Genomic DNA, 1,729 nt, shown 5'->3' with positions numbered 1-1,729 from the left:
GTTCCTGCCTCTCCGGCTACGGCTTCACCTACGCCGCGACAAGCGCAGGAATGACAGAAGAGTGGGGATTCCTCGCTCGCTCGGAATTGTTGTTCGAGGTGACACGCACGTAGTGTGTTTCCCGGCGTAGCGAATTCGAACACTAAATCGCGCGGTAGATGGCAATGGGTACGGCGCTGCCACTTCGAATTCCAGCGGGCGTAGCCCGCCGGCTTCATTTTTCGGGATGCGGATTGTATAATGGTTCGCAATATTTTTGCCGACGGAGGAGATGGTGTTGAAGAAGTTCATTTCGCTTCGGGGGGCGAGGTTAATTCTCGTTATTTTTCTGTCCGTGCTTTCGGCGAAGGCTGCCTCTGCGGATGAGTGTTACGTGTCCGTGACAAACGCGGCCGAGCTGCACGACGGGACTGTCTTTAGAATCGTGACCGAGACAGACGGGTTCGATCCGGCCGTTATGGAGGTTACGGCGGGGGAGGGGTTCGGGAAGACGCTTGCCGAGGGGAAAGTAATGACGCTCAGGGGAGACGCGCCGCCGGGGTGGCATCTTACGGGCGTGTCGTGCGAGGCGGCGGATGGCGCCGCCGTAACGGAGACGGAGCATGGGGTGAGGGTCGAGTGCAGGGACGGGTCGGCCGGGGGCGTGACGACGTGCTCGTTCACGAGCCGCCGGGCCGAAGAGCAGGACGTGCCCGCGCTCGGGGAGTTCAGCGCGATAGGAATAGGCATACTGCTCGGGCTCGTCGGGGCGTTTATAGTGTATCGCAGGCACGGGCCGAGGCGGTGGAGGTAGCGCGTGCGGTTGAACACAGGTGTGGAATATAGTACAATGCGAACAGGAAGGGAGGGAATAAATTCAATAAAGGAGGCAAGGTATGGAGACGATCAGAAGGTTCAGGGCCGCTTTGGGCGGCGCAGTTCTGTGTGCGGTCATAGCGTGGGCGGGGGCGGCTTCGGCCCACGATCCGGGCCAGACGGCTGCTGCGGCCCCGGCCGGACCGGTTTGCACGTCGCAGGAGGGCGTGTCGTGCTCCGAGATGTGCGCGCCTTACGAGGCGGGCGTGACGACTGTCGCGGCCAGCAAGGTGAAGGTGTACGAGATGGTCGAGAGCAGGCAGACGAGCATGGTGGCCGGATTGCCGATAGACTTTAAGGCGACGTGCCCGCCGGGGACGTTCGCGTTGGGCGGCGGGTACAGGTTCATCGCCGAGGGGACGACGATAAACATCGACGAGCTCAGGGTGACGTCTAACTTCGCCGACAACATGGACCCGAGCGGATGGAACGGGTGGAAGGTGACGGTGACGAGAAAGCCCGGCGCGGGCGCGGTGGACAACTGCCTCGACGTCGAGGTCAGGGCGCTTTGCGTGGAGGGACAGTAGGCGCGAAGCGACGGGCGCGGTGTACGGCGCGTGAGCCGTGGCGCGTTCATAAATAACGGAAAAGAGACGCTCCCCGTTTCGCCTGAATCGGCGGGACGGGGAGTTTTTTTTTGTACGCCACGTGTGCAGGAGGCGATGTAGTCGGCGTCGGTACGGAAGGAGTAGTTAGCGAGTTGCCTCCTTCTTCGCATGTGTTTTTCGGCATAGCACGGGAGGCTCCAAGGTTTTCTGAAGCGCGTCACGCACGTATGTGTGATTTACGAACGTGGCACGTTCAGAAGTTACAGGCGGCTGAAGCGCGGCGGGTGGTAATAGCAAGGCTTTCGCTACTTCGGAATCCTGCACGC

2 protein-coding genes are annotated in these 1,729 nt (G+C 61.2%); both read left to right on the top strand.

From position 1 onward, the window contains the following. Window positions 1-277 precede the first annotated feature (277 nt). The gene (locus PKC29_15590; GenBank protein HML96829.1) at window positions 278-793 is read left to right on the top strand and encodes a hypothetical protein; all 516 of its coding nucleotides are present in this window, start codon (window positions 278-280) and stop codon (window positions 791-793) included. An 82-nt stretch (window positions 794-875) separates the two neighbouring features. Next, the gene (locus tag PKC29_15585; GenBank protein ID HML96828.1) at window positions 876-1,382 is read left to right on the top strand and encodes a hypothetical protein; all 507 of its coding nucleotides are present in this window, start codon (window positions 876-878) and stop codon (window positions 1,380-1,382) included. The last annotated feature ends 347 nt before the right edge of the window (window positions 1,383-1,729 follow it).

The organism is Thermodesulfobacteriota bacterium (assembly GCA_035325995.1).
In the GTDB taxonomy this organism is placed as follows: domain Bacteria; phylum Desulfobacterota_D; class UBA1144; order Nemesobacterales; family UBA2774; genus JADLGH01.
This window is presented reverse-complemented; position numbering and strand designations above follow the sequence as displayed.

What these genes read in the sequence shown, in the direction of transcription:
- PKC29_15585 (HML96828.1), top strand. Translation starts at nt 876, where the DNA reads ATGGAGACGATCAGAAGGTTCAGGGCCGCTTTGGGCGGCGCAGTTCTG.